22 protein-coding genes are annotated in these 20,148 nt (G+C 60.4%); 11 read left to right on the top strand and 11 right to left on the bottom strand.

From position 1 onward, the window contains the following. Positions 1-97 precede the first annotated feature (97 nt). Positions 98-748 (bottom strand): hypothetical protein, encoded by a 651-nt coding sequence (locus KW841_RS00310; RefSeq protein ID WP_218472952.1) that lies wholly within the window; start codon positions 746-748, stop codon positions 98-100. Positions 749-1,117: 369 nt separating this feature from the next. Here KW841_RS00310 and coxB point away from each other — a divergent pair, with 369 nt between their 5' ends. From coxB to KW841_RS00290, 4 genes are all read left to right on the top strand, one after another. Further along, positions 1,118-2,245 (top strand): cytochrome c oxidase subunit II, encoded by a 1,128-nt coding sequence (coxB, locus tag KW841_RS00305; RefSeq protein ID WP_102674486.1) that lies wholly within the window; start codon positions 1,118-1,120, stop codon positions 2,243-2,245. An 82-nt stretch (positions 2,246-2,327) separates the two neighbouring features. After that, positions 2,328-3,920: a cytochrome c oxidase subunit I gene (ctaD, locus tag KW841_RS00300; protein WP_218472950.1), complete on the top strand. Its 1,593-nt coding sequence runs from the start codon at positions 2,328-2,330 to the stop codon at positions 3,918-3,920. 138 nt (positions 3,921-4,058) lie between these two features. Continuing rightward, a complete protein-coding gene (locus tag KW841_RS00295) occupies positions 4,059-4,610 on the top strand; it encodes a cytochrome c oxidase assembly protein (RefSeq protein WP_104450405.1) in 552 nt (183 codons plus the stop codon). A 25-nt stretch (positions 4,611-4,635) separates the two neighbouring features. Next, on the top strand, positions 4,636-5,523 hold the full coding sequence (locus KW841_RS00290; RefSeq protein WP_218472948.1) for a cytochrome c oxidase subunit 3: 888 nt from the start codon (positions 4,636-4,638) through the stop codon (positions 5,521-5,523). Positions 5,524-5,549: 26 nt separating this feature from the next. On the opposite strand, the gene KW841_RS00285 is transcribed toward KW841_RS00290, so the two are convergent. Continuing rightward, positions 5,550-5,753, bottom strand: coding sequence for a twin transmembrane helix small protein (locus KW841_RS00285; RefSeq protein ID WP_218472945.1), 204 nt, complete (start codon positions 5,751-5,753; stop codon positions 5,550-5,552). A gap of 70 nt (positions 5,754-5,823) precedes the next feature. Here KW841_RS00285 and KW841_RS00280 point away from each other — a divergent pair, with 70 nt between their 5' ends. The 5 genes from KW841_RS00280 to KW841_RS00260 are packed head-to-tail and all read left to right on the top strand — an operon-like array spanning position 5,824 to position 9,726. Further along, entirely contained in the window at positions 5,824-6,564 is a 741-nt protein-coding gene (locus tag KW841_RS00280; protein WP_218472943.1) for an SURF1 family protein, read from the top strand. Further along, the gene (locus KW841_RS00275; RefSeq protein WP_218472941.1) at positions 6,530-7,123 is read left to right on the top strand and encodes a hypothetical protein; all 594 of its coding nucleotides are present in this window, start codon (positions 6,530-6,532) and stop codon (positions 7,121-7,123) included. The genes KW841_RS00280 and KW841_RS00275 overlap by 35 nt, the downstream gene beginning before the upstream one ends. Before the next feature lie 10 nt (positions 7,124-7,133). Next, positions 7,134-8,207 carry a heme A synthase gene (locus tag KW841_RS00270; protein WP_102702115.1) on the top strand — a complete coding sequence of 358 codons (1,074 nt, stop codon included), beginning with the start codon at positions 7,134-7,136 and terminating at the stop codon, positions 8,205-8,207. After that, positions 8,195-9,094 (top strand): heme o synthase, encoded by a 900-nt coding sequence (gene cyoE, locus KW841_RS00265; RefSeq protein ID WP_007969813.1) that lies wholly within the window; start codon positions 8,195-8,197, stop codon positions 9,092-9,094. The genes KW841_RS00270 and cyoE overlap by 13 nt, the downstream gene beginning before the upstream one ends. Next, positions 9,091-9,726 (top strand): SCO family protein, encoded by a 636-nt coding sequence (locus tag KW841_RS00260; protein WP_104450410.1) that lies wholly within the window; start codon positions 9,091-9,093, stop codon positions 9,724-9,726. The genes cyoE and KW841_RS00260 overlap by 4 nt, the downstream gene beginning before the upstream one ends. Positions 9,727-9,899: 173 nt before the next feature. Here the strand turns inward: KW841_RS00260 and KW841_RS00255 are convergent, their stop codons facing one another. The 3 genes from KW841_RS00255 to KW841_RS00245 are packed head-to-tail and all read right to left on the bottom strand — an operon-like array spanning position 9,900 to position 12,415. After that, a complete protein-coding gene (locus tag KW841_RS00255) occupies positions 9,900-10,673 on the bottom strand; it encodes a MetQ/NlpA family ABC transporter substrate-binding protein (RefSeq protein ID WP_007969811.1) in 774 nt (257 codons plus the stop codon). A 60-nt stretch (positions 10,674-10,733) separates the two neighbouring features. Then, a complete protein-coding gene (locus KW841_RS00250) occupies positions 10,734-11,408 on the bottom strand; it encodes a methionine ABC transporter permease (RefSeq protein ID WP_008002212.1) in 675 nt (224 codons plus the stop codon). Beyond that, positions 11,408-12,415: a methionine ABC transporter ATP-binding protein gene (locus KW841_RS00245; protein ID WP_102701561.1), complete on the bottom strand. Its 1,008-nt coding sequence runs from the start codon at positions 12,413-12,415 to the stop codon at positions 11,408-11,410. Before KW841_RS00245 ends, KW841_RS00250 begins: the two co-directional genes overlap by 1 nt. A 210-nt stretch (positions 12,416-12,625) precedes the next feature. Between KW841_RS00245 and katE the strand changes: the two genes are divergently transcribed. Continuing rightward, a complete protein-coding gene (gene katE, locus KW841_RS00240; protein ID WP_218472939.1) occupies positions 12,626-14,764 on the top strand; it encodes a catalase HPII in 2,139 nt (712 codons plus the stop codon). Between the two features lie 106 nt (positions 14,765-14,870). On the opposite strand, the gene KW841_RS00235 is transcribed toward katE, so the two are convergent. The 4 genes from KW841_RS00235 to zur are packed head-to-tail and all read right to left on the bottom strand — an operon-like array spanning position 14,871 to position 17,673. Next, positions 14,871-15,587, bottom strand: coding sequence for a PA5502 family lipoprotein (locus tag KW841_RS00235; protein WP_218472937.1), 717 nt, complete (start codon positions 15,585-15,587; stop codon positions 14,871-14,873). Between the two features lie 37 nt (positions 15,588-15,624). Further along, complete coding sequence (gene znuB / locus KW841_RS00230; protein WP_015092904.1) at positions 15,625-16,413, bottom strand: zinc ABC transporter permease subunit ZnuB; 789 nt, start codon at positions 16,411-16,413, stop codon at positions 15,625-15,627. After that, positions 16,406-17,191: a zinc ABC transporter ATP-binding protein ZnuC gene (gene znuC, locus KW841_RS00225; RefSeq protein WP_218472936.1), complete on the bottom strand. Its 786-nt coding sequence runs from the start codon at positions 17,189-17,191 to the stop codon at positions 16,406-16,408. The genes znuB and znuC overlap by 8 nt, the downstream gene beginning before the upstream one ends. Next, positions 17,191-17,673: a zinc uptake transcriptional repressor Zur gene (zur, locus tag KW841_RS00220; protein ID WP_008045818.1), complete on the bottom strand. Its 483-nt coding sequence runs from the start codon at positions 17,671-17,673 to the stop codon at positions 17,191-17,193. The genes znuC and zur overlap by 1 nt, the downstream gene beginning before the upstream one ends. A 66-nt stretch (positions 17,674-17,739) precedes the next feature. Here zur and KW841_RS00215 point away from each other — a divergent pair, with 66 nt between their 5' ends. After that, a complete protein-coding gene (locus tag KW841_RS00215; protein ID WP_218472934.1) occupies positions 17,740-18,660 on the top strand; it encodes a metal ABC transporter solute-binding protein, Zn/Mn family in 921 nt (306 codons plus the stop codon). A gap of 127 nt (positions 18,661-18,787) precedes the next feature. Here KW841_RS00215 and KW841_RS00210 read toward each other — a convergent pair whose 3' ends face one another. Next, positions 18,788-19,738, bottom strand: a complete 951-nt coding sequence (locus KW841_RS00210; RefSeq protein ID WP_007969797.1) for a homoserine kinase — start codon at positions 19,736-19,738, stop codon at positions 18,788-18,790. Between the two features lie 60 nt (positions 19,739-19,798). Next, on the bottom strand, positions 19,799-20,086 hold the full coding sequence (locus KW841_RS00205) for a DUF2782 domain-containing protein (RefSeq protein WP_102701556.1): 288 nt from the start codon (positions 20,084-20,086) through the stop codon (positions 19,799-19,801). Between the last annotated feature and the right edge of the window lie 62 nt (positions 20,087-20,148).

Raw genomic sequence — 20,148 nt, 5'->3', positions numbered from 1 at the left:
GGAGCGGGCTTGCTCGCGAATACGGTCAATCATTCAACGTTTATGTCGACTGACACGCCGCATTCGCGAGCAAGCCCGCTCCCACAGGTTTCAGGGATCAAGCCGCCGGCTGATCCAGCTCCAGGCCTACGCCCAGGCGGCGGGACATGCACGGCCAGCGTTTCCATGCGGCGCCGGTGTCCGGGCTGCTGAGTTTCTCGCGGTAGGCTTCCACCGACTCCAGCGCAAAGCTTTCGTCGTTGAGCATTTCGTCCACCGCGTGATGCACCACCTCGTCCAGTTGGTTGGCGAACTCCTCACCGATCAATTGGTGGGCGATCAGGTTGGCGACAGTCATGTCCAATGGGATCAGTGGCTGGCCGAAATGCTTGATGTACAGGTCGTTGACCTCTTCGACGAACCTGTGCGCCAGGTAAGCTTCATCCAGCAGGCTGTCGAGCCCGACGTGACCGTTCAGGACGGTCGGCGGCTGGAGGAAGTACTGTTCGGCGATTTTCAGCACCGGTTTGATCTGTGACTCGATGCCCGCTTCCCTGGCAACTTCATTGGCTGCATCCAGCAGATCAGGTACTTCTTCGATATAGGCGGCAACAAAACGCGTCAGCACGCCATTGGCATCCGCTTCCGGCAACTGGATCGACGGGTGCAGGTGAGGCAGTTTGCTTTCCAGCTGACGCGTCAGCAGGCCGGTCTCGGCTTCATGTTGTTGGGCTTTTTGGATCTGCTCGCGCAATGCGGCGGTGTTCATGAAAACTCCAGGAAACAAGGCAATGAAATAGGGAAGACATAACTTAGCTGGCTTACGAAAAATGCTAAGACGCATTTGTCATAATTATTTCATCCTTGAGACGGCTCCGTTATATCGGTTTGCCACCACTCGTCTGCATCCTTCTCCATTCGTGCCCTGCAACGCAAGTTAATGCTGTTTCAGATGATTTACGCCTTCGCATTGCGAGGTCAGAGGTGCTGTCTATACTCGGGGTGGAATGGAGTTAGCTGATGACGCCCGACTGCATATGCAGCAAGGCCCGGTGCTCAAGTTCGTAGTCTGATGCAGCCGCTCCCTTGCCGCAGGTGAAAGCCGGCGGGATAACAAGAACGATAAGGGGAACCCGCAATGATGCGACATCCACATGTCTGGATGGGCCTCCTGTTGTGGTCGATTTTCAGTCAGGCGCAAGCGGCCTGGACTGTGAATATGGCGCCTGGAGCGACTGAAATCAGTCACGCAGTATTCGACCTGCACATGACCATTTTCTGGATCTGTGTGGTGATCGGCATCATCGTTTTTGGTGCCATGTTCTGGTCGATGATTCTCCACCGCCGCTCGACCGGGCAGGTGGCCGCCAAATTTCATGAAAGCACCACCGTCGAAATCCTCTGGACCATCGTGCCCTTCCTGATCCTGGTGGCCATGGCGGTTCCCGCTACGGCGACCCTGATCAAGATGTACGACGCCAGCGAGCCGGAGATCGATATCCAGGTCACTGGCTACCAGTGGAAGTGGCACTACAAATACCTGGGCCAGGACGTCGAGTTCTTCAGCAACCTGACCACCCCCCAGGATCAAATCCACAACAAGGAAGCCAAGAGCGAGCACTACCTGCTTGAGGTCGACAAGCCATTGGTGCTGCCGGTCGGCACCAAAGTGCGCTTCCTGGTGACCTCCGCCGACGTCATCCACTCCTGGTGGGTGCCGGCTTTCGCGGTCAAGCGCGATGCGATACCCGGGTTCGTCAATGAAGCCTGGACCCGCATCGACAAGCCCGGCATCTACCGTGGCCAGTGCGCCGAGTTGTGCGGCAAGGATCACGGCTTCATGCCGACCGTAGTCGAGGTCAAGGAAAAGGCCGATTACGAAAAATGGCTGGCCGATCGCAAGGTCGAGGCCGCGCAGCTCAAAGAGCTGACCAGCAAGGAATGGACCCTCGACGAGCTCAAGGAGCGCGGCGACAAGGTCTATCACACGACCTGCGTGGCCTGTCACCAGGCCGAAGGCCAGGGCCTGCCGCCGATGTTCCCGGCACTCAAGGGCTCGAAAATCGCCACCGGACCGAAAGCAGATCACCTGAGCATTGTCTTCCACGGCAAGCCTGGCACTTCCATGGCCGCGTTCGGCAAACAGCTCTCGGAAGTCGATATCGCAGCGGTCGTGACCTATGAACGTAACGCCTGGGGCAACAACAAGGGCGACATGGTCACGCCAAAAGAAGTGCTGGAGCTGAAACAGGCGGAAAGCAAATGACCCGGTCTATTGCGCACGTAAGGAACCGGTCGGGGCTACGCACCCCGGCCTGCCCAGCCCATCTGTTTGCAGGAGACAGGACATGACTGCTGTAATCGATGAACATGTTCATACCGCCACCGACCACGCCCACGGCCCCGCCAAAGGCCTGATGCGCTGGGTGCTGACCACCAACCACAAGGACATCGGCACCCTGTACCTGTGGTTTGCGTTCTCCATGTTCCTGCTTGGCGGTTCGTTCGCGATGGTGATTCGCGCCGAGCTGTTCCAGCCGGGGCTGCAGATCGTCCAGCCGGAATTCTTCAACCAGATGACCACCATGCACGGTCTGGTGATGGTCTTCGGTGCGGTGATGCCGGCCTTCGTCGGCCTCGCCAACTGGATGATCCCGCTGATGATCGGCGCGCCGGACATGGCCCTGCCGCGGATGAACAACTTCAGCTTCTGGCTGTTGCCGGCGGCGTTCCTGATGCTGGTGTCGACCCTGTTCACACCCGGTGGCGGGCCGAACTTCGGCTGGACGTTCTACGCGCCGCTGTCGACGACCTATGCGCCGGAAAGCGTGACCTTCTTCATCTTCGCCATTCACTTGATGGGGATCAGTTCGATCATGGGCGCGATCAACGTGATCGCCACCATCCTCAACCTGCGCGCCCCCGGCATGACGCTGATGAAAATGCCGCTGTTCGTCTGGACCTGGCTGATCACGGCGTTCCTGCTGATCGCGGTGATGCCGGTGCTGGCGGGCTGCGTGACCATGATGCTGATGGACATCCACTTCGGCACCAGCTTCTTCAGCGCCGCCGGTGGCGGTGACCCGGTGCTGTTCCAGCACGTGTTCTGGTTCTTCGGCCACCCTGAGGTGTACATCATGATCCTGCCGGCCTTCGGTGCCGTCAGCTCGATCATTCCGGCGTTCTCGCGCAAGCCGCTGTTCGGCTATACCTCGATGGTCTATGCCACGGCGAGTATCGCGTTCCTGTCGTTCATTGTCTGGGCGCACCACATGTTCGTGGTCGGCATTCCGCTGGTGGGCGAGCTGTTCTTCATGTACGCCACCCTGCTGATTGCGGTGCCAACGGGTGTGAAGGTATTCAACTGGGCCAGCACCATGTGGCAGGGCTCGCTGACCTTCGAGACACCGATGCTGTTTGCCGTGGCGTTCGTGATCCTGTTCTCCATCGGCGGTTTTTCGGGATTGATGCTGGCTATCGCCCCGGCGGACTTCCAGTATCAGGACACCTACTTCGTGGTCGCGCACTTCCATTACGTGCTGGTACCGGGGGCGATCTTCGGGATCTTCGCCTCGGCCTACTACTGGCTGCCGAAATGGACCGGCCACATGTACGACGAAACCCTCGGCAAGCTGCATTTCTGGCTGTCGTTCATCGGCATGAACCTGGCTTTCTTCCCTATGCACTTTGTGGGGCTGGCGGGCATGCCGCGACGGATTCCGGACTACAACCTGCAGTTCGCCGACTTCAATATGGTGTCGTCGATCGGCGCATTCATGTTCGGGGCCACGCAGCTCTTCTTCCTGTTCATCGTGATCAAGACCATTCGCGGCGGCCCGCCAGCACCGGCCAAACCGTGGGATGGGGCGGAAGGCCTGGAGTGGAGCATCCCGTCGCCGGCGCCGTATCACACCTTCACCACGCCGCCGGAAGTGAAATGAACACCTGGCCCTTTGTAGGAGCGAGCTTGCTCGCGATGGTCGTCAACGATAACGCTGGAAGCCTGATACCCCGCGGCGTTCTCCGGTTTTTCGCGAGCGGGCTCGCTCCTACAGGGGTTGGTGTAGAGGTTTGCAATCATGGCTGACTCGATTTCGCTGAAGAAACTGGTCACCCGTCTATTGCTGGTAGTGGGGGCAATGTTTGTGTTCGGGTTTGCGCTGGTGCCGATCTACGACGTGATGTGCAAGGCCTTCGGCATCAATGGCAAGACCGCCGGGCAGTACGAGGGGGAGCAGACGGTCGACACCTCGCGGCAGGTGCGTGTGCAGTTCCTGTCGACCAATACCGCCGATATGCCATGGGATTTTTACCCCAAGCATGACGAGCTGACCGCTAACCCGGGGGCGGTGAACGAGATGATCTTCATCGCCCACAACCCTACCGATAAGCCGATGAGTGCCCAGGCCGTGCCGAGCATCGCGCCAAGCTCCGCGGCGGCGTACTTCCACAAGACCGAATGTTTCTGCTTTACCCAGCAAGTGCTGCAGCCCGGTCAACGGATCGAGATGCCGGTACGTTTCATCGTTGACCGTGACATGCCCAAGGATGTGAAGCACCTGACGCTGTCTTACACGCTGTTCGATATCACCGCCCGACATCCACCGGTAGCTGTAAACACTGGCGGCTGAGCGTGCCCGATAAGGAGAACAATAAATGGCAACTCATGAACATTATTACGTACCGGCCCAGAGCAAATGGCCAATCATCGCCACGGTTGGCATGTTCGTCACGGTGTTTGGCCTGGCCACCTGGTTCAACGATCTGAAAGCGGCGCGCCCGGAATCCCACGGGCCACTGATCTTTTTCGTCGGCGGGTTACTCCTGGCCTACATGCTGTTCGGTTGGTTCGGCACGGTGATCAAGGAAAGTCGCGGCGGCTTGTACAGCGCGCAAATGGATCGCTCGTTTCGCTGGGGCATGAGCTGGTTCATTTTCTCGGAAGTGATGTTCTTCATCGCCTTTTTCGGCGCACTGTTTTATGTGCGTCACATCTCCGGGCCGGCGCTTGGCGGTGAAGGTGCCAAAGGCATCGCGCACATGCTGTGGCCGAGCTTCCAGTTCACCTGGCCGCTGCTGGACAACCCCGACTCGAAACTGTTTCCGCCGCCCAAGGAGGTCATCAGCCCCTGGGGTCTGCCGCTGCTCAACACCGTGTTGCTGGTGAGCTCCAGCGTGACGGTGACCATCGCCCACCACGCCTTGAAAAAGGGCCATCGCGGCGCACTGAAACTCTGGCTGGCGCTCACCGTAGTGTTGGGCTGTGCATTCCTCATCTTCCAGGCCGAAGAGTACATGCACGCCTACCGCGAACTGGGTCTGACCCTGGGTTCGGGCATCTACGGCGCGACCTTCTTCATGCTCACCGGGTTCCACGGCGCCCACGTGACCATCGGCACCATCATCCTGTTTGTGATGCTGATGCGGGTCATGCGCGGGCACTTCGACAGCGAGCACCAGTTCGGCTTCGAAGCGGCGAGCTGGTACTGGCACTTCGTGGATGTGGTGTGGATCGGGTTGTTCGTTTTCGTCTACGTACTGTAGGAGCCAGCAAGCTGGCTCCTACACGGCTACCAGGGGGCATGAGAAACCAGCTGGCCGCTGAAAAAACCCCAGGTGATCAGACCGAGGGTAATGGCGGCCAGCGTGACACGCACACTCAAGGCAATGACGAGGCGGTTTGAGCTGCTGTCGTCCTTGACCAGAAAAAACAGGCCGCTGAACAGGCTGACAACCGTGGCAATCAGCATCAGGACGATGGCTGTTTTGAGCATGGTGGGACTCCGGGGGACAGGCGATGCACTTGAGTATAGCTATCGCGATGACCGACTTTCTGGCGATGCCATGAAGCGCTTTCGGCCGGGTATCGTGCCAACGCTGGTGGTCGCGTTGTTGCTGCCGCTACTGGTGTCCCTGGGGTTCTGGCAATTGAGCCGGGGCGCGGAAAAAAGCGCGCTGCTGCAAACCTACGCCGAGCGCCGGGCCGCCGAGCCGATGGCCAGCACCGAACTGCAATACACCGCTGACCCGGCTTTCCGCCGGGTTCGCCTGCACGGTCGCTTCGATGCCGAACACAGCCTGCTGCTCGACAACAGTCAACGTAATGGCAGGGTCGGTGTCGAGCTGTTGCAACCCTTCCATGATCAGGCCAGCGGGCTCTGGCTGCTGGTCAATCGCGGCTGGCTGCCCTGGCCGGAACGCCGCACACCCGTGCAATTCAAGACACCTGCCGAGGCCGTCAGCTTCGACGCGTGGGTCTACGTCTCCCCCGGTGCGCCGTTTCAATTGCATGCAGACCCGGCGACATCGATGTGGCCGAAGCTGATTACCGCCGTTGAACCGGCCAGTCTCTGGAAGACGCTGAACCGCGAAGGCTTTGCCTTTGAGCTGCGCGCCGAAACCGGCCCGGCCACCTATCAGGCCGACTGGCCAGTAGTCGCCATGGGCCCGGAAAAACACATCGCTTATGCCGTGCAGTGGTTCGCCATGGCGATCGCCCTGTTCGGTCTTTATCTCTATCTCGGCTGGCACAACGCAAAGGAGAAACACCATGGGAGCGGCCATGAATCCACCCAGCATGTCTGAAGCGAAACCTTCGGTGAACCGGCGCAAGGGCCGTATGCAACTGCTGCTGATTTTGCTCGGGGTGATCGGTCCGATGATCCTTGCCACCGGCATGTACAAGCTAAATTTCTGGGTGCCCGAGGGCCGCAGTTATCACGGCGAACTGATCGGCAACGGCCAGACCCGCGCGGACATTGGCGTGCAGGCCCAGGAAGAGCGTTGGCAGATCCTGGTGACCGCCCCCAAGGATTGCGCGGTGGACTGCCAGCAACTGGTGTACCTGGCGCGGCAGATCCAGATCGGCCTCGGCCGGGATGCGTCCCGTGCCAGCCATGCATTGGCTGCCGCGCAGGCGCTGAATAGCGATTACGAGACTAAACTTCAACGCGAGTACCCGCAGTTGCAACGCTATCCACTGGACTTGCCTGCCTACACAAAAGGCGCTCAGAGCAATGACGCGCCGCACCTGTGGATCATCGACCCCCACGGCAATCTGGTGCTGCGCTACGACCCGTCGGTGAAGGGCAAGGATCTGCTGAACGATCTGCGCCACCTACTGAAACTGTCGAACATCGGATAAGGGCATCGTCATGGCCAAGCCTGGATTTCGCCTCGCGTTGTTTGCCACCTTGCTGGCACTGATTGTGGTGTTGCTCGGCGCCTACACCCGCCTGACCCACGCCGGCCTCGGCTGCCCGGACTGGCCTGGCTGCTACGGTTTCATCAGCGTGCCGAAAAGCGAAGCCCAGCTGGCTCATGCCGAATTGCATTTCCCGGACGCTCCGGTCGAGGCCCACAAGGGCTGGAACGAGATGATCCACCGCTACTTCGCTGGCACGCTGGGCGTGTTGATCGCGGTGTTGGCCGGTCGTGCGTGGTTGCATCGCCGTCATCCGGGGCAACCGGTGAAGTTGCCATTGTTTCTGTTGGCGGTGGTCGTTGGCCAGGCCGCGTTCGGCATGTGGACGGTAACGCTCAAGCTTTGGCCGCAGGTGGTCACCGGGCATTTGCTTGGCGGCTTCGCGACCTTGAGCCTGTTGTTTCTGCTGACCTTGCGCCTGTCCGGCGTACTGCCGGCGCTGACCGTGCCACGACGTTTGCAGCACTGGGCGACGGCGGGGCTGTTGTTGGTGATCGGGCAAATCGCCCTCGGTGGCTGGGTCAGTTCCAACTACGCCGCCGTGGCCTGCATCGACTTTCCAACCTGTCACGGCCAATGGCTGCCGCCTGCCGATTTTGCCAATGGCTTTCATCTGACCCAACACATCGGCCCGAATTACCTCGGCGGGCAACTGGACAGCGACGCCCGTACGGCCATCCACCTGACCCATCGCATCGGTGCCTTGCTGGTCACCCTGGTATTGCTCGGCCTGGCCTGGCAATTGAAGGCGGTCGGCATGACGCGCCTGGCAGGCCTGGTGCTGATTGCCCTTGGCGCACAAATCACCCTGGGTATCAGCAACGTGCTGTTCCATCTGCCGCTACCGGTGGCCGTCGCGCATAACGCGGGCGGCGCCGCGCTGTTGCTGACCATGGTGCTGGTCAACTACCACGCCCGAACCAGTCTGGTCCGGGTCAAGCAGCCAACGCGCTGGCGCTTCAGCCTGCGTAAACACTCAGCCGGGCCCATAACAATAAAAGGAGAGATGCCATGGCGATTCTGATCGGCGAACGTCCCAGTCAGGCGATCTGGCGTGATTACCTGGAGCTGACCAAACCCAAGGTCGTGGTGCTGATGCTCATCACTTCGCTGGTGGGGATGTTCCTCGCGACCCGTGCCGGGGTGCCGTGGACGGTGCTGGTGTTCGGCAACCTGGGCATCGCCCTGTGTGCCGGTGGCGCCGCGGCGGTCAATCATGTGGTGGACCGGCGCATCGACGCGGTGATGGCGCGCACCCACAAACGGCCGCTCGCCGAAGGCCGGATTTCTCCGACCGCCGCGCTGACGTTCGCGCTGGTATTGGCGGCCCTCGGGCAAGCCATGCTGCTGGCGTTTACCAACCCGCTGACCGCGTGGCTGACCCTCGCCTCGCTGCTTGGCTATGCGGTGATCTACACCGGATTCCTCAAGCGTGCGACCCCGCAGAACATCGTCATCGGCGGTCTGGCCGGTGCCGCTCCGCCCTTGCTCGGCTGGACCGCCGCCACCGGTCACGTCAGCGCCGAACCGCTGCTGCTGGTGCTGATCATCTTCGCCTGGACCCCGCCGCACTTCTGGGCGCTGGCGATCCATCGCAAGGAGGAATACGCCAAGGCCGACATCCCGATGCTGCCGGTCACCCATGGCGAGCACTACACCAAGATTCATATCCTGCTGTATACCTTTGCGCTACTCGCGGTCAGCCTGATGCCCTACGTGATCCACATGAGCGGTACGCTCTACCTGGTCTGTGCGCTCGGGCTGGGGGCGCGGTTTCTGCAATGGGCCGTGGTGTTGTACCGTGGCACTCGGCCGCATGCGGCGATCAACACGTTCAAGTACTCTATTTATTACTTGTTCCTGCTGTTTATCGCCCTGCTCGTAGACCACTACTTACTGTTGAACCTATGACTCGAACCCAGAAAACCGTCTTTATCCTCGTCGCCCTGGTCGCACTGATCCTGGGCCTGACCGTCAACAAGGTGCTGTCCGGAAAAAACCAGGGCGATCCGACGGCGCTGATCGACGCCGGTATCATTTTGTTGCCGCAGAGCCGCAATCTGCCGGACGTGACGATGACCAATCAGGACGGCCAGCCGGTCACGATCAACGAATTGAAGGGTAAGTGGAGCCTGCTGTTCTTCGGCTACACCTTCTGCCCGGACGTCTGCCCGACCACCCTCGCCCAGCTGCGACAGATCAAGAGCGAGTTGCCGCCCGAGGCGGTCGATAAGCTGCAGATCGTGCTGGTCAGTATCGATCCCAATCGCGACACCCCCCAGCAGCTCAAGCAGTACCTGAGCTACTTTGACCCGCAGTTTGTCGGCCTCACGCCAAAGTCGATCGATGAGCTGCAAAAGGTCGCCAACGCGGTGAGCATCCCGTTCATTCCGGCGGACACCAACAAGCCAAACTACACCGTCGACCACAGTGGCAACCTCGCGGTGATCGGGCCGGACGGCACGCAGCGCGGCTTCATCCGGGCGCCGTTGAACAACGCGAAGCTGGTGGCGCAGTTGCCGGTGATGCTCAAGCGCAACTAAAGACACCGCTAAACCTGTGGGAGCGAGCTTGCTCGCGATGAGGCCGTAATATTCAACATCTACATTGACTGATACACCGCCATCGCGAGCAAGCTCGCTCCCACAGGGGGGCGGTGTTTCTGGCACAAAAAAAGGGCGCATTCGATGCGCCCTTTTTTGTTGCTTTCAGTCGGTCAGAACGCCGGCACTACCGCGCCTTTGTACTTCTCGAGGATGAAGGCCTTCACTTCCGGGCTGTGCAAAGCTGCAACCAGCTTCTTCATCGCGTCGCTGTCCTTGTCATCCGGGCGAGCCACCAGGATGTTCACGTACGGCGAGTCGTTGCCTTCGATGACCAGCGCGTCCTTGGCCGGATCGAGCTTGGCTTCCAGCGCGTAGTTGGTGTTGATCAGCGCCAGGTCGACCTGGGTCAGTACGCGCGGGATGGTCGCGGCTTCCAGTTCGCGGATTTTCAGGTCCTTGGTGTTCTCGGTGATGTCCTTCACGGTCGACAGGATGTTGTTCGAATCCTTCAACTTGATCAGCCCGGCCTTGGCCATCAGCAACAGTGCACGGCCGCCGTTGGTGGCGTCGTTCGGGATCACCACGTTGGCGCCGCCAGGCAGTTCAGCGAGGGTCTTGTACTTGCTGGAGTAAGCGCCCAGGGGTTCCAGGTGCACGCCGGCGACGGAGACCAGGTTTGTGCCCTTGGCCTTGTTGAACTCATCCAGGTACGGCTGGTGCTGGAAGAAGTTGGCGTCCAGGCGCTTTTCCGCGACCTGCACGTTCGGCTGGATGTAGTCGGTGAAGACCTTGACCTTCAGGTCCACGCCTTCTTTGGCCAGGGTCGGCTTCACGAATTCGAGGATCTCGGCGTGTGGCACCGGGGTGGCCGCGACGGTCAGGGTGTCAGCCGCGTGGGCCGAGAATGCGGCAACGGCAGCGAAGGCGACGAGTAGTTTTTTCATTCAGCTAACTCCTTGTGAGGCGCCCGTTTGGCGCCTGCCAGCGAATGGCCGGCTCATGTCTTACTTACGGGAAAAGTGGACGACCAACTTGTCGCCAACGGTTTGTAGTACCTGGACCAGGACCAGCAGCAACACCACCGTCACGACCATCACATCGGTCTGGAAGCGCTGGTATCCGAAGCGGATCGCCAGGTCACCCAGGCCACCGGCGCCGACAACACCCGCCATCGCCGTGTAGGACACCAGTGTAATTGCAGTCACCGTAATCGCCGCGAAGATGCCCGGACGAGCCTCAGGCAGCAACGCATTGGTGATGATCTGTCGCGTGGTCGCACCCATGGCCTGGGTGGCTTCGATGATGCCGCGGTCCACTTCACGCAGGGCGGTTTCCACCAGGCGCGCGAAAAACGGCGTGGCACCCACCACCAGCGGCGGGATCGCACCGGCAACACCGAGGGACGTGCCGGTGATCAACACGGTGAACGGAATCATCACGATCAACAGGATGATAAACGGCAGCGAACGCAGAATGTTCACCACCAGCGACAACATCGCGTAGACACCTTTGGCTTCCAGCAACTGGCGCGGGCTGCACAGGAACAGCAGCACACCCAGCGGCAAGCCGAGCAGCACGGTGAACAACAGCGAACCGCCGAGCATCAGCAGGGTGTCGCCAGTGGCCAGCCAGATTTCGAACCAGTCGATATTGGCGAAGAAACTTGTCAGGGCTTCCATTAGCGCAGCACCTCCATGTGGACGTCGGCTGCGATGAAGCGGGCGAATGCCGCTTCCATGTCACCGCCGGTCACGGCCAGGGTCAGTTGCCCGTAAGGGATGTCTTTGATGCGGTCGATACGACCGGCCAGGATGCTGTAGTCCACTCCGGTTTCCCGGGCGACGGTGCCCAGCAACGGCGCGTAGGTCGCTTCGCCCTGGAAGGTCAGACGCACGATGCGACCCGGTACGTGAGCGAAGTCGTCACGCTGTTCGCTTTCGTCTATCTGCTCGTCTTCCTGCACAAAGCGTTTGGTGGTCGGGTGCTTCGGATGCAGGAACACCTCGGCCACCGAGCCTTGCTCGACGATCACGCCGGCGTCCATCACGGCCACCTGGTCGCAGACGCGGCGGATCACGTCCATTTCGTGGGTGATCAAGACGATGGTCAGTTTCAGCTCGCGATTGATCTCGGCCAGCAATTGCAGGACCGATGCGGTGGTTTGCGGGTCGAGGGCGCTGGTGGCTTCATCGCACAGCAGGATTTTTGGCTTGGTCGCCAGGGCGCGGGCAATGCCGACACGCTGCTTTTGCCCGCCGGACAATTGCGCCGGGTACTTTTTCGCGTGGTCGGACAAACCGACCCGCGCCAGCAACTCGGCCACGCGCGAATCGATCTCGCTGCGCGACAGTTCGCCGGCCAGGGTCAGTGGCAGTGCGACGTTGTCGGCGACGGTTTTGGAGGCCAGCAGGTTGAAGTGCTGGAAAATCATCCCGACCTGCTGACGGAAGCGGCGCAGGCCGTTGGCGTCGAGTGCGGTGACTTCTTCACCGTCGACGGTGATCTTGCCGCCACTGGCGTTTTCCAGGCGATTGATCAGACGCAGCAGGGTACTTTTTCCTGCGCCGGAATGACCGATCAAGCCGAAAACCTGCCCGTTCTCAATCGTCAGACTGGTCGGATGCAGCGCGGGGATTTCCTTACCGGCGACGCGGTAGGTTTTATGGACGTTTTGAAACTCGATCACGTAGCGAACCTTGTGGGGCGCGTTGGAAAAGGGTCAGCGGTTAGCCGGGCGCGCATTTTAGCCTGTCCGTATAGAGGTTCTTAGCATTTATTTCGCATTTGTCCTGTCATTTGGCAATAACGCGATCAAAGGTCAGAAAAAAGGAACGGCTGAATAAGCTCGCCAGTCACTACTTAGGCCACTGGAATATGCCTGAGGAGTTCACGCCTGATGAGTACCAAGAAGCCTGCCGCCACCAAGAGCGTCCTGGCCGGGACCGATGCCCCGGACCGCCGCAACACCAACACCAAGCTCGACAGCCTGGAAACATTTCGCTCCGATGCCACTGAGCAGGCCTTGCGCACCAACCAGGGCGTGAAGGTGGCGGACAACCAGAACACCCTGAAGGCCGGGGCCCGCGGGCCGTCGCTGTTGGAAGACTTCATCATGCGTGAAAAGATCACGCATTTTGATCACGAGCGCATTCCCGAACGCATCGTTCACGCTCGCGGCACCGGCGCCCATGGTCATTTCCAGAGCTATGAAAACCACTCGGTGCTGACCAAGGCCGGTTTCCTGCAGGACCCCGCGAAGAAAACCCCGGTGTTCGTGCGCTTTTCCACGGTACAGGGGCCGCGAGGGTCAGGCGATACCGTGCGTGATGTGCGGGGTTTCGCCGTGAAGTTCTTCACCGACGAAGGCAACTTCGACCTGGTGGGCAATAACATGCCGGTGTTCTTCATACAGGATGCGATCAAGTTTCCCGACTTCGTGCACGCGGTCAAACCCGAGCCGCATAACGAGATCCCTACCGGCGGCTCGGCCCACGACACGTTCTGGGACTTTGTTTCGCTGGTGCCGGAGTCGGCGCACATGGTGATGTGGGCAATGTCCGACCGGGCGATCCCGAAAAGCCTGCGCAGCATGCAGGGCTTCGGCGTACACACCTTTCGCCTGATCAATGCCGAGGGCAAGTCGCGCTTCGTCAAATTCCACTGGCGCCCTACGGCCGGCACTTGCTCCCTGGTGTGGGATGAAGCGCAAAAGCTTGCGGGAAAGGACGCCGACTACCATCGGCGTGATCTGTGGGAGTCGATTGAGATCGGCGACTATCCGGAATGGGAGTTGGGGGTGCAGGTCATCGAAGAGGAAAATGAACACGCCTTTGATTTCGACATTCTCGACCCGACCAAGCTGATCCCCGAAGAACTCGTACCCATCACGCCGTTGGGAAAGATGGTGCTGAACCGCAACCCGGACAACTTCTTCGCCGAAACCGAGCAGGTTGCCTTCTGCCCCGGACATATCGTTCCGGGGATCGATTTCTCCAACGACCCTCTGCTGCAAGGCCGATTGTTTTCCTACACCGACACGCAAATCAGCCGACTCGGCGGGCCGAACTTTCACGAGATCCCGATCAACCGCCCGGTGTCGCCGTTCCACAACGGCCAGCGGGATGCCCAGCACCGCACCACCATCGACAAGGGGCGTGCGTCTTATGAGCCGAACTCCATCGATGGCGGCTGGCCAAAGGAAACGCCTGTTTCGGCGCAGGATGGAGGCTTCGAGAGCTATCCGGAGCGCATCGACGCCAACAAGATTCGCCAGCGCAGCGAATCGTTCGCTGACCACTTCTCCCAGGCTCGCTTGTTTTTCCACAGCATGAGTGAGCATGAACGGGAGCACATCATCTCGGCCTACAGTTTTGAGTTGGGCAAGGTTGAGCGTGAGGTGATCCGCGCCCGGGAAGTGAACGAAATTCTCGCCAATATCGATCTGGAGTTGGCCAAACGCGTGGCGCAGAACCTTGGGTTGCCTGCGCCGGCTCGAGGAACCGTCGAGGTGCGTAAAACCGCACCGGATCACTCGCCGGCATTGAGCCAGGCCAATCTGTTGCCGGAGAACATCAAGACGCGAAAAGTCGCGATTCTGGCGGCCAATGGCGTTGATAGCGCCGCGATTGATGCGATGAAGAAAGCGCTTGCAGCGGAGGGGGCTCACGCGAAATTACTGGGGCCGACCTCTGCACCCGTGAAAACCGCCGATGGCAAAACCCTGGCGGTCGATGCTTCGATGGAGGGCTCGCCGTCGGTGGCATTCGACGCGGTGTTCGTGCCGGGCGGAGCCGCGTCGATCAAGGCGCTGAGTACGGACGGCGTGGCGTTGCATTACCTGCTGGAGGCATACAAGCATCTCAAGGCCATCGCCTTGCAGGGTGAAGCGAAGCAGTTGCTGGATGTGTTGAAGCTGGAGGCTGATGCGGGATTGATCGTGGGGGCGGATGCGAAGTTGATCAAAGCGTTTTTCGCCGCGATCGGGCAGCATCGGGTTTGGGGCAGGGAGGCGAAGGCCAAGGCTATTCCGGCCTGAACATGTTTATTGCCAGAAAGGCCGCCTTCGCGAGCAAGCCCGCTCCCACATTGGATCTGTGCCCGCCGCAGAACTCGTGTGGGAGCGGGCTTGCTCGCGAAGCTTTTTAAGGTTTGCGCGGACTCAGAACTATCTGCGCCGGAACACTGCGCAGAATCTGCCGCTCCAGCTTCAGGTCAAACTCTGGATCGAGCTTGTTCACCCGTTTTGTCAGCAATGTCGCCAGCCACGGGTAATCATCGGTGCGTGGAGCCTGAATGCTCACGTCGCACTGAAAATTCACCACATCGGCGGCGATGGCATCCAGTTGGCGACGCAGTTTGCCCATATCGTTGATATTCAGCGAGACCGTGGTGCTTTCAGCCGTCAGATCGATGACCTTGGCTTTTGGCTTGGCTTCGGCAGCCTTCAGGGCCGCTTCGGCTTTTTCCAGCTCGGCCTTGCGCGCCTGGGCAATCGAGCCGTTGACTCCGCCGGTCAGTGCCGGAGCCTTGGGCATCAACGAGCGGGCACGGCTCAGGGCGGTCGCAGCGGCATCCACATCACCTTTTTGCAGCACGATCTGGCTGCGGCGCAGATAGGCTTCGGCCAGTTGCCGCTGGTACTGCTCAAGGGACGCATCGTTGGGCGATTCGGCTTGCAAGGCCGCCAATTGGTCTTCGGCGGTGGCCAGTTCATCGCTGGCGATGTTTTGCTCCAGCTGTACGATGGCCGTGGCTCGCGCATTGGCAGCCTCGGTGGCCGCCGGTGGCGTGCTTTGGCAGGCGCCCAGCAGCAAAGAAAATGCGACAAGGAGCAGATAACGGGAGGCGAACGACTTCATTCCTGCGACTCTCTATTTGCGCAAAAAACGAGCAAGTCTACACCCCTCGACGGGGCAGAACAAAACTCAGCAGAAACAGCGCGGCGGCTGCCACCACAATCGACGGGCCGGCTGGGGTGTCCTTGAACCAGGACAACGCCAGCCCGCCACACACGGCGAGTATGCCCAGCAGGCTCGCACCCAGTGCCATCTGCTCCGGCGAGCGGGCGTGACGTTGTGCCGCGGCCGCCGGGATGATCAGCAACGAAGTGATCAGTAACACGCCGACGATTTTCATCGCCACGGCAATCACCACGGCGATCAGCAACATCAGCGCCAGGCGCAATCCGGCCACCGGAAGGCCTTCGACCCTGGCCAGTTCTTCATGCACCGTGATCGCCAGCAATGGCCGCCACAATGCAACCAGCAAGGCCAGCACGGCGGCACTGCCGCCAAGAATCCAGGCCAGATCGGTTGGACTGATTGCCAGCAGGTCACCGAACAGATAGGCCATCAGGTCGATCCGCACTTCGTGCATGAAGCTTAGTACCACCAGGCCCAGAGAGAGCGTGCTGGGTGCGAGAATTCCCAAAAGCGTGTCGGATGCCAATGGCTGGCGTTGTTGCAAGGTCACCAGTAACACCGCCAGCAGCAGGCAACCAACGGTCACGGCAACCGTCGGGCTGACATCCAGCAGGAAGCCCAAGGCCACGCCGAGCAATGCCGCGTGGGACAGGGTGTCGCCAAAATAAGCCATGCGCCGCCAGACCACGAAAGACCCCAACGGGCCTGCGACAACGGCCAGGGCCAGGCCTGCAAGCAGGGCGTAGAGCAGAAAATCAGCCATGCTTGCAGCCATCTCCGTGAACATGGGGTTGGCCCGTTGCGGGCGCCTTGACCACCGAGCCATGCAAGTCGTGGGCGTGGTCGTGATGGTGGTGATAAATCGCCAGGCTTTGTGCGTTTTTTCCGAACAGTTCGACGAACGCCGGATCGCCGCTGACCTGCTCGGGATGGCCTGAACAGCAGACGTGACGATTGAGGCAAACCACTTGATCCGTGGTGCTCATCACCAGATGCAAATCGTGGGAGACCATCAGCACGCCGCAACCGTGACGGTCGCGCAGGCGGGTGATCAGGCTGTAAAGCTCAGCCTGGCCGGCCACGTCGACACCCTGTACCGGCTCATCGAGTACCAGCAGTTCCGGTTCGCGCAACAAGGCCCGGGCCAGCAGCACGCGTTGCATTTCGCCACCGGAAACGCTTTGCACCGGGCTGTCGATGACCTGTTCGGCGCCGACTTCCTTGAGTGCTGCCAAGGCCATCGCACGGTCTACGCCCGGCACCAGACGCAGAAAGCGCAATACCGACAGCGGCAGGGTCGGGTCGACATGGAGTTTCTGCGGCATGTAGCCGACCCGCAGTTTCGGCTTGCGCCAGACGTTGCCGCTGTCCGGTTTCAACAGGCCGAGTACGGCACGTACCAGTGTGGTTTTGCCGGCGCCGTTGGGGCCGATCAGGGTCACGATCTGCCCCGGCTCGACGCTCAGCTCAATGTTGTCCAGCACCGGTTGCCCGGCGAACGTGACGGCAACCTGCTCTAGACGGATCAGCGCGTTGCTCATCAAGCCCCCTGGCAACCCGAGCACAGACCGACTACTTCGACGGTCTGGCCTTCGACGACAAACCCGACATCCCTGGCGCTGGCGATGATCGCGTCGCTGATGGACTTTTGCTCGAGCTCGATGGCGGCGTGGCACACACGGCAGATCAGGAACTGACCCTGGTGTGCATGTTCCGGGTGATTGCAGCCGATGAAGGCGTTGAGCGAGGAAATGCGATGGACCAGGCCGTTTTCCAGCAGGAAATCCAGCGCGCGGTACACCGTCGGCGGCGCGGCGCGGCGACCGTCCTGCTCGCTGAGGACCGCGAGAATGTCGTAGGCACCCAGCGGCTTGTGGCTTTGCCACACCAGTTCCAGCACCCGCCGGCGCAATGCGGTCAGGCGCAGGCCTTGACGAGCGCACAGGGCATCGGCCTCGGACAAAGCGCTATGAACGCAATGCGAGTGGTCGTGGGGGCGGCTGGCAATCGGTGTTTTTAGCATGAGCGGCGACGAGTTTTGTGAGAGACGTTATTATGTTACCCGTTCTCGCCTCTTCGAGTGGTCATCGTGTCCCGTCTTTTTTCTATCTTTGTCGCATTTTTCGCAAGTTTTCTGCTGATCGGTCCGGCGCAGGCCGAGGTCAAGGTTCTTACCAGCATCAAGCCCCTGCAGTTGATCGCCGCAGCGGTGCAGGACGGCGTGGCGATTCCTGAGGTCTTGCTGCCACCGGGTGCCTCGCCGCACAACTATGCACTGCGCCCTTCCGACGTACGCAAGGTGCAATCGGTGGACTTGCTGTACTGGATCGGCCCGGACATGGAAGGTTTCCTGCCTCGCGTGCTCAATGGTCGTACGCTGCCCAGCGTCGCCGTGCAGGATTTGCCAGGCATGAAACTGCGCCGTTTTGCCGAAGATAGCCACTCCCACGCCGAAGAAGCCGACGATCACGACCACGATCATCGCCCAGGCAGCCTGGATGCGCATTTGTGGCTGTCGCCGGTCAACGCCCGGGTCATCGCCACGAAAATGGCGGCTGACCTGAGTGCCGCCGATCCTGACAATGCCGTGCGCTATCAGGCCAACCTGAAAGCCTTCGACGAGCGTCTCGATGCGTTGGATGCGCGCCTGAAGAAACGCCTGGCCGATGTTCAGGGCAAGCCTTACTTCGTGTTCCACGAAGCGTTCGATTACTTCGAAGACGCCTACGGCCTCAAGCACGTGGGTGTGTTCAGCGTCGCGGCCGAAGTGCAACCCGGTGCCCAGCATGTCGCGGCGATGCGCGCGCGCTTGCAGGAAGTCGGCAAGACCTGCGTGTACAGCGAGCCGCCGCTACGGCCGCGCCTGGCGGAAACCCTGGTGGCGGGCTTGCCGGTGAAGCTGGCGGAACTGGATGCGTTGGGCGGGTACACGCCGGCGACTGCCCAGGGCTATGAGCAGGTGCTGGAGAAATTGGGGAATGATCTGGCGGGGTGTCTGGAGTCGTTGTAACTGACACAGGCCTGTGGCGAGGGGGCTTGCCCCCGTTGGGCTGCAAAGCAGCCCCAAATGCATTCAATCAGTTGAATCGCATGGCAGTGCTTCGCACTGCAACGGGGGCAAGCCCCCTCACCACATTTTAAAGGGCGAAAGGCAACGGCGTATTGACCGTCTGCCGCTGCGCCAGGCGCAGCTGGAACTCCATCGGATCGTGAATCAACACGTCCTGCCCGGCGAACGACTCCGCCGCGATCAAACGTGACAACCAGAAGCGTACACAAGCCACCCGCAGCATGGTCGGCCACAACTCGGCTTCGGCAGCGGTGAACGGTCGCAGGGCCGCATAAGCGCCCAGCAAGGCCCGTGCTCGCGGTCCATCGATGACGCCATCGTCGTCCGAGCACCAGTCGTTCAAGGCAATCGCCACGTCGTAGAGCATCGGCCCGGAGCAGGCATTGTAGAAGTCGATCAGTCCGGTCAGGTGGGTGCCTTCGAACATCGCGTTGTCGCGGAACAGGTCGGCGTGAATGTTCGCCCGCGGCAGAGCGAGGATTTTTTCTTTCTGTCGGGTGATTTCTTCCAGCGCCCGTTGCAGCAGGTCTTTCTGTTCGGCATCGAGGTGCGACAGGAACTGCGTGCCCTCTTCCAGCATCCAGTCCAGGCCGCGATCGGTTTTGCGCTTGATCATGTTGGCCTGGGTCGCCAGGTGCAGATGGCCGAGCAACTCACCGACCTGTGCGCAATGTTGCGCATTGGCTTGCTTGATGTGTTTGCCGGCCAGGCGCGGTTGCAGCAACGCAGGTTTGCCCGCCAGTTCGCGCAAGGCCACGCCGTCGGTGGTGCGCAGAGCGTAAGGCACCGGCAGGTCGGCGCCGTGCAGCACGTCGAGCAGCTCGATGAAGAACGGCATTTCCTGAACCGGACCGCGTTCGACCAGGGTCAGGACAAATTCGCCCTGCTCCAGGCTGATAAAGAAATTGGTGTTTTCGCTACCGGCGGCAATCCCCTGGAAATCAAGCAGGCGGCCGAGGCCATAAGGGGCGAGAAAAGCTTCCAGCTCGGGCCGAGCCAGGGGGGTGAACACAGACATGTTTAAACTGCCAGTACGGGCGCCGCTGTTGAGCCAGCGCCGATTAAAGTTAAGGACGACTTACCACTTAAAAATTTCCCACGCCGGAATCAGCATATCCGGGTAATCAGAACGGATGAAGTTACCTTCTGATCCGTCGGCGCGTACCAGGAAATACGGCTTGCCGCCTTTGGGCGTGACTTTGATCGCATACAGAAAACCGTTTTGGCGGTATTCCTGGATGACCTTGTCCCCTTCCGTGCGGATCGTGACATCTGGCTCCGGTGTCGGCGCATCGTCCGCTGCCATGACGGCCAGTGGTGTGATTGCAAACAAGCCAGCCAGCAACAGGCGATTTAGTGTGCGCATGATAACCTTGTCCCTTTGTCGTCAACGGTCCCGCTATTCTAGCGCCGGACCCGCCGAAAAGG

The organism is Pseudomonas sp. PDM28, from assembly GCF_019219115.1.
In the GTDB taxonomy this organism is placed as follows: Bacteria; Pseudomonadota; Gammaproteobacteria; order Pseudomonadales; family Pseudomonadaceae; genus Aquipseudomonas; species Aquipseudomonas laurylsulfatiphila.
Note: the sequence above shows the minus strand (reverse complement) of the source record. Positions and strands in the feature narration are given on the sequence as shown.

Excerpts from the sequence above, each read along its gene's own strand:
- KW841_RS00310 (WP_218472952.1), bottom strand. The coding sequence starts at position 748 with ATGAACACCGCCGCATTGCGCGAGCAGATCCAAAAAGCCCAACAACAT.
- zur (WP_008045818.1), bottom strand. The coding sequence starts at position 17,673 with ATGCTAAAAACACCGATTGCCAGCCGCCCCCACGACCACTCGCATTGC.
- KW841_RS00275 (WP_218472941.1), top strand. The coding sequence starts at position 6,530 with ATGGGAGCGGCCATGAATCCACCCAGCATGTCTGAAGCGAAACCTTCG.
- KW841_RS00255 (WP_007969811.1), bottom strand. The coding sequence starts at position 10,673 with ATGAAAAAACTACTCGTCGCCTTCGCTGCCGTTGCCGCATTCTCGGCC.
- KW841_RS00210 (WP_007969797.1), bottom strand. The coding sequence starts at position 19,738 with ATGTCTGTGTTCACCCCCCTGGCTCGGCCCGAGCTGGAAGCTTTTCTC.
- KW841_RS00285 (WP_218472945.1), bottom strand. The coding sequence starts at position 5,753 with ATGCTCAAAACAGCCATCGTCCTGATGCTGATTGCCACGGTTGTCAGC.
- znuC (WP_218472936.1), bottom strand. The coding sequence starts at position 17,191 with ATGAGCAACGCGCTGATCCGTCTAGAGCAGGTTGCCGTCACGTTCGCC.
- KW841_RS00270 (WP_102702115.1), top strand. The coding sequence starts at position 7,134 with ATGGCCAAGCCTGGATTTCGCCTCGCGTTGTTTGCCACCTTGCTGGCA.
- ctaD (WP_218472950.1), top strand. The coding sequence starts at position 2,328 with ATGACTGCTGTAATCGATGAACATGTTCATACCGCCACCGACCACGCC.
- KW841_RS00295 (WP_104450405.1), top strand. The coding sequence starts at position 4,059 with ATGGCTGACTCGATTTCGCTGAAGAAACTGGTCACCCGTCTATTGCTG.
- KW841_RS00280 (WP_218472943.1), top strand. The coding sequence starts at position 5,824 with ATGAAGCGCTTTCGGCCGGGTATCGTGCCAACGCTGGTGGTCGCGTTG.
- coxB (WP_102674486.1), top strand. The coding sequence starts at position 1,118 with ATGATGCGACATCCACATGTCTGGATGGGCCTCCTGTTGTGGTCGATT.
- KW841_RS00235 (WP_218472937.1), bottom strand. The coding sequence starts at position 15,587 with ATGAAGTCGTTCGCCTCCCGTTATCTGCTCCTTGTCGCATTTTCTTTG.
- KW841_RS00260 (WP_104450410.1), top strand. The coding sequence starts at position 9,091 with ATGACTCGAACCCAGAAAACCGTCTTTATCCTCGTCGCCCTGGTCGCA.
- katE (WP_218472939.1), top strand. The coding sequence starts at position 12,626 with ATGAGTACCAAGAAGCCTGCCGCCACCAAGAGCGTCCTGGCCGGGACC.
- KW841_RS00250 (WP_008002212.1), bottom strand. The coding sequence starts at position 11,408 with ATGGAAGCCCTGACAAGTTTCTTCGCCAATATCGACTGGTTCGAAATC.
- KW841_RS00205 (WP_102701556.1), bottom strand. The coding sequence starts at position 20,086 with ATGCGCACACTAAATCGCCTGTTGCTGGCTGGCTTGTTTGCAATCACA.
- znuB (WP_015092904.1), bottom strand. The coding sequence starts at position 16,413 with ATGGCTGATTTTCTGCTCTACGCCCTGCTTGCAGGCCTGGCCCTGGCC.
- KW841_RS00290 (WP_218472948.1), top strand. The coding sequence starts at position 4,636 with ATGGCAACTCATGAACATTATTACGTACCGGCCCAGAGCAAATGGCCA.
- cyoE (WP_007969813.1), top strand. The coding sequence starts at position 8,195 with ATGGCGATTCTGATCGGCGAACGTCCCAGTCAGGCGATCTGGCGTGAT.